This is a genomic window from Metaclostridioides mangenotii (assembly GCF_017873185.1).
Lineage (GTDB): Bacteria > Bacillota > Clostridia > Peptostreptococcales > Peptostreptococcaceae > Metaclostridioides > Metaclostridioides mangenotii.
This window is the reverse complement of record NZ_JAGGJX010000005.1, coordinates 178,181-184,287: the sequence shown is the minus strand read 5'-3', so window position 1 is coordinate 184,287 and position 6,107 is coordinate 178,181. Positions and strand designations below refer to the sequence as shown.

Annotated in this window: 7 protein-coding genes and 1 pseudogene; all 8 read left to right on the top strand. The window is 28.8% G+C overall.

The window, feature by feature from the left end; translation table 11 throughout:
• On the top strand, positions 1-965 hold a 965-nt coding region (locus J2Z43_RS11595), incomplete at its 5' end, for a S8 family serine peptidase (protein WP_209457345.1).
• A 346-nt stretch (positions 966-1,311) separates the two neighbouring features.
• Positions 1,312-1,704: pseudogene (locus J2Z43_RS11590) on the top strand (S16 family serine protease); the annotation flags it as partial.
• A gap of 148 nt (positions 1,705-1,852) precedes the next feature.
• Positions 1,853-2,503, top strand: a complete 651-nt coding sequence (nth, locus tag J2Z43_RS11585) for an endonuclease III (protein WP_209457344.1) — start codon at positions 1,853-1,855, stop codon at positions 2,501-2,503.
• A gap of 197 nt (positions 2,504-2,700) precedes the next feature.
• On the top strand, positions 2,701-3,171 hold the full coding sequence (trmL, locus tag J2Z43_RS11580; protein WP_209457343.1) for a tRNA (uridine(34)/cytosine(34)/5-carboxymethylaminomethyluridine(34)-2'-O)-methyltransferase TrmL: 471 nt from the start codon (positions 2,701-2,703) through the stop codon (positions 3,169-3,171).
• Positions 3,172-3,207: 36 nt separating this feature from the next.
• On the top strand, positions 3,208-4,056 hold the full coding sequence (locus J2Z43_RS11575; protein ID WP_209457342.1) for a DegV family protein: 849 nt from the start codon (positions 3,208-3,210) through the stop codon (positions 4,054-4,056).
• A gap of 138 nt (positions 4,057-4,194) precedes the next feature.
• Positions 4,195-4,962: a DUF6873 family GME fold protein gene (locus J2Z43_RS11570; RefSeq protein ID WP_209457341.1), complete on the top strand. Its 768-nt coding sequence runs from the start codon at positions 4,195-4,197 to the stop codon at positions 4,960-4,962.
• A 136-nt stretch (positions 4,963-5,098) separates the two neighbouring features.
• Positions 5,099-5,542 (top strand): DUF2975 domain-containing protein, encoded by a 444-nt coding sequence (locus J2Z43_RS11565; protein WP_209457340.1) that lies wholly within the window; start codon positions 5,099-5,101, stop codon positions 5,540-5,542.
• A gap of 11 nt (positions 5,543-5,553) precedes the next feature.
• A complete protein-coding gene (locus tag J2Z43_RS11560) occupies positions 5,554-5,781 on the top strand; it encodes a helix-turn-helix domain-containing protein (protein WP_209457339.1) in 228 nt (75 codons plus the stop codon).
• Positions 5,782-6,107 lie beyond the last annotated feature (326 nt).

Genomic DNA, 6,107 nt, shown 5'->3' with positions numbered 1-6,107 from the left:
AAAAGTCTCTTATAATAAATTTAACTGTTGGGCAGAGATCTTCATTGGGATTTATAACAGCCTTAAACACATTTACTGAATTAGATTATCCAGGGGTTGTAGTGGTAAGCGGTGCAGGAAATCAAAGAAATACATATATACATTATGCTGGTAAATTTAGAAATCAGATGGATGTAAATGATATTATTATTGAATTCGGGGATGGTCAAAATTTAGATATTTATCTCGAGGGAGGTGACTTAGATAGAATAAATCCAACTATAATTTCGCCGTCAGGAGAAGTGAGTTATACAGCAATTTATGCTCCAGATTACTATGAATACACAGGTAGATTCAATTTAGAAAATACAACATACAGGATTAGATACTTTTATCCTTGGTTATCTACAGGATCTGAATTTCTTGAGGTAAACCTTAGAAATATGAAACCTGGAGCATGGACATTTAGAGTTAGACCTGATGTATTCCTAAATGGAGAATACCATGTTTATTTACCAAACAGCAATCTTTTAGGCGCTAATGATGGATTTATAGATACCAGTTCTTTTTCAACTATAACCGTTTTTGGAACTGGCGAGAATATAATTACTGTTGGTGCTTATGACAATAGATATGAAAGTATATGGATTGGTTCATCAAAGGGCCCGACAAAAGGAGTTTCTGCGAAACCTGATTTTGTAGCTCCTGGTGTAAATATTATATCAGCTTACGGTAATGATAGCTATAAAACGGGTACAGGAACTGGAATTAGCAGTTCTGTTACATCTGGCATGTTAGCACTAATTATGGAGTTTTTAAGTAAACAAGGTAGATATCCAAAGCTATTATTATATTCTCAAGTTTTAAAAACATACTTAATGATAGGTGCAACAAGAAATGAATTATATGAATATCCTAACGATTCTCAAGGATATGGATTAGTCGATTTTAAAAGAACCATACAAATAATATCTGATTCTTTATAAAACAATATTCTATAATAATTACATTAATGTAATATCACAGTTAATTCACCTATCGAAAATAATTTAAAACAACAGAACAATAACATAGGAGAATTTAACACTAAGAAAAAAGAGTTATAAAGTATATAAAAGTAGCGCACAACAATATGTGCGCTTTTTTATTGTTTAATGAAAATGTATGTATTACGCCTGGTTATCCTCTAACCTTTTTGTGTATATTAATATACTATAATGTAAGTAAATAGAATATATAAGTATAATATGAGGCTGAAATAGCTAGATTTCAATATTTTAATCGATAACGTTAATATAAATGGGGTAATACAAACATGATGATAGTGCTTCATCGGCTGAGCTTTATGCACTCCTTTCGTCACTTAGCAATATACCTATAAAACAAAATATTGCAGTAACAGGATCTATAAACCAAAAAGGAGATATACAAGTTGTCGGAGGAATAAGTGAAAAGGTGGAAGGTTTTTACACAATCTGTAAGATTAAGGGATTGGTAGAAGGTCAAGGAGTTATTATACCAAAGCAAAACTTCAAAAATCTTGTGCTCTCAGATGAATTAAACGAAGAAATAAAATCAGGTAGATTTAAGATTCATACAGTAGAGAGGGTTGAAGAGGCATTTGAGATATTGACTGATACAAAATTTGATAAAGTCAAAGAAAAAGTAAAAAATAAACTTCAAAGCTTTAGCAAAATTCAAACTAAGCCTAAGGAAAAAAATTAAATATCTTTTAAAACTAATTAAACATAAATTATCTAGTATTTATTGTATAATAAAAAGCAAAGACTTATATAGTTTTTGCTTTTTATATTTTGATATATGTATTTTAAGGTATTTTATATGTGAATGATGAAAATGGAGATGATTATATATGAAAAAAAGAACGAAAAATAAAAAAGATGTAAATACGATATTAGATAAATTAGAAGGACTATATCCAGATGCCGAATGTGAGTTAAACTACACTACACCATTTGAGCTTTTAATAGCCACAATACTGTCTGCTCAATGTACAGATGTTAGGGTAAACAAGGTGACAGCTGAAATGTTTAAAAAATATAATACGCCAGAAGCATTTGCAAAACTTAGCTTAGAAGAGATTAGTGAAGAAATAAAGACTTGTGGTCTTTACAAAAGTAAATCTCAGAAAATAAAAGATACCTCTATACAAATATGTGAAAACTACAGTGGCGAAGTTCCAGAAACTCTAGAAGAATTAATTAAACTTCCAGGGGTAGGGAGAAAGACTGCAGGAGTAGTTTTAAGCAATGCTTTTGGACAACCAGCTATAGCAGTCGATACTCATGTTTTTAGGGTCGCTAATAGAATTGGTATTGTAGATGAGCCGACTCCTGAAAAGACAGAGTTTGCACTTATGAAGGCTATTCCAAAAGAAAGATGGTCAAAGTCGCATCATACAATAATTTTTCACGGAAGAAGAATGTGTAAAGCTAGAAAACCAGAATGTGAAGAATGCAATATAACTGAGTACTGTAATTTCTACAAAGAAATCAATAAGTAATAAAAATAGATGATGAAATTAAAGAAATAATTAGGGAGTGGTGAACTTTAAATTAAGTTTTATTTTTAGTGGGGGATTTTTCTGTTATAATATTACTAGTTGAAATTTTTGATAAAGGAATTTATACTATTAAAGATTAGATTTCATACATGAACTTATATATTATATATTAATTGTTTTATTATTTAGGAGGAAGAATGTCATTAAATATAGTTTTAGTTGAACCAGAAATACCACAAAATACAGGAAACATAATTAGAACTTGTGCTGCAACAGGTTCTACACTTCATTTAATCAAACCACTTGGATTTTCTTTAGATGATAAACACTTAAAGCGCTCTGGGCTTGACTATTGGGATATAGCTAATATACAATATTACAATAGCTTTGAAGAATTACAGGCTAAATATCCAGAAGGAAAATTTTTCTTTTCGACAACAAAAGCTGATAAAAACCACTCAGAAGTTGATTATGGGGATGGGTGTTTTATTGTTTTTGGCAAAGAAACAAAAGGATTACCGGAGTCTTTGTTGAAAGAAAATAAAGAGGGATGTATAAGAGTGCCTATGCTAAATATAGAAAAGGCGAGATCTCTTAATTTATCAAATGCAGTTGCTATTGTAGCTTATGAAGCACTTAGACAATTAGGGTATCCAGATTTAAGATAATTTAAATTATAAATTCGTTTAGAAAGGAGATATCAAATGAGCAACATTAAAATAATATGTGATAGTTTATCCGATGTTCCAGATGATATACTTAAAAAATATGACATAGATCTTATGCCACTAACGGTTATCTTAGATGGACATGAGTATAGAGATCGAGTAGATATAACAGGTGATGAATTTTACAAAAAACTTAGAGAAAAAGACACTTATGCGAAGACTTCCCAAATTACATATGCACAATTTAAAGAAGTTTTTGAAAAATATATAGAAGAAGGAAAAGACATTCTTTATATAGCTGGATCAGCTGCAGCTACAGGTACATACCAAAGCGCAATTATGGCAAAAGGGGATTTAGAAGGCAATATATACGCATTTGATTCCAACTCTGTATCTTTTGGGGCAGGTGTTTTAGTAAAAGAAGCAGGGAGACTTTTGTCTGAAGGTAAAAGTATTGAAGAGATAATTTCAGCATTAGAAGTCTTACGTGATGAGACTTTTGTAATCTTCTCTGTAGATGCATTAGATCATCTACAAAAAGGAGGAAGAATTTCTTCTACAAAAGCCTCGATAGGTAATATTTTAAGTATTAAGCCAATACTTGAAGTTAAAGATGGACTTGTTTCTCATGCATCTCAAGTTAGAGGAAAGAAAAATGTAATTTCTAAAATTTTAGAGATAATAGAAGAAAATTGTGGAAGCGACCTATCAGACCAAGTTGTTAATATAGGATACAGCGATGATATTAAGGAAAAAGAACAACTTACAAAAATGTTAACAGATAAATTTAATCCAAAAGAAATAATGTTCTTCCAAATAGGATCTTGTATAGGGGCACATTCAGGTCCTGGAGTTACTGGAGTTATATGTAAGAGAAAGAAATAATATAAATTATATAATTAAAAAGATGGATGATATACAGCTTTAGGCATTTTATTTAGATGCGTTATTTGCAATATATCATCTTTTTTATTCAAGAAATAGATAAGGCAATAATTTTGAGGTTGGGGGAAGGATTAGAAGATGAAGTTTACAAAAAAGCCTTTTGTAGTTGAGGGTGATTTAGCTTTAGCATTAGTCGATAAGAGATTGCCCAAAAGTATGGAAGAAGATTTAGCGAGAAGAAACATTGAATTAATAAAAACAATCGAATGTAAGGAAGTCTATGAAAGTATTAACTGCCACCCAGATATTTGTATTTGCAATTTAGGCAATGGCGATATTGTTGTAGAGCCAAGTATGTATAATCGTTATAAAAGCATACTTAAAAAATACAATTTCAATGTAATTAAAGGTGAAACTTGGCTAAAAGGTAAATATCCACACGATATAGCTTATAATGTAGCTATTGTGGGAGATTATGCTATACATAACTTTAAGCATACTGATAAAAAAATTATGGAGTTTATTAACAATAAGGGACTTAAAAAAATAAATGTAGAACAGGGTTATACGAAATGTTCAATTTGTATAGTTGACGATAAATCTGTAATTACATCTGATAATGGGATTTATAATAAGCTCAATGAGACTGAAATAGATTGTCTATTAATTGAACCAGGTTATATTGAACTATTTGATATGAATTATGGTTTTATTGGTGGATGTTCTGGACTTATATCAAATGACAAACTAGCTTTCTTTGGAGATGTTAGAAAACATCCTAGCTATAATGATATTAAGTTATTTTTGGATGGAAAAGATAAAGAAATAGTTGTTCTTAGTGAAGAAAGCTTATTGGATTTAGGGTCATTAGTACCGCTTATGATAAAACAAGTAGCAGTGAATTAAAAAATTATTAAATAAAAGAAAATAAATGCTGAAAAACAATATTAAATTATTGAAAAACAATAATAAATATGCTATCCTTAGTATATAAAAATAAATTGAGGAGATGATATTTATGGAAACTCGTTTTTTTAGAAATATGTTATCAACAATTTTACATTTTTCTTTAGTGTTAACACCAATTTTAGGGATAGTTTTATTGGGTATGGAATTAAATAAAATTGTATTAAGTGGATTTACATTAAGTAAAGTTATTTTATTTATTTTATTTGTAGTATATATTATTGGATTTTTTGTTATTATTTTAAATTTAAATTTGATAGTAAAAAGTATTGAAAATACACCCTTTATTAAAGAGAATGTAAATAGATTTAAGATAATAGGTTATTTTTTAAGCGCACATTTGGCTGTTGAATTTATAAGACCTAGAGAAGGGCATGTTATGTGGATTATTGGGATCCATAAATGGGGTATTACTCCATCTACTATTTTTTATATTATTTTAGCATTATTACCGTTCGTAATAGCAGAAGTATTTGATAAAGCGATTAATATAAAAGACGAAAATGATTTAACTATTTAGGAGGAGATATTATGGCGATCGTAGTTAACTTAGATGTAATAATGGCAAAAAGAAAAATATCTCTAAAAGATTTAGCAGAAAAAGTTGATATCACCAATTCAAACTTATCTATACTGAAAACTAATAAAGCCAAAGCTATTAGGTTTTCAACATTGAATGAAATATGTAAGGCTTTGGACTGTCAGCCTGCAGATATACTTGAATATATAGAGGACGAAGAGATTGAAGAAGTTGAATAAAATACTAAGTTATAAATATAGTTATTATCTAATTATTAAAAACTAGAATCATCTTCAAAGAGAGTAAACTAACAAAGTAAAAACTTTTTAGTTTGCTCTCTTTTGTATTTTGTAAAAAAATGTATTAAAATTTATAAATAATAAAATTTTTATGTATCTTAAACTAAATCAAAAAATGTATAAATTTATTAAAATTATAAGTAATATTTTAGATTTATTTATTAACTTTGATAATATTGTATAAAATTAGTCTGGTTTGTAAAAAATGATAATGAGTTGTAACAATATCTTATATTATTTTTATATTTACTAAGTTTTATACTGCA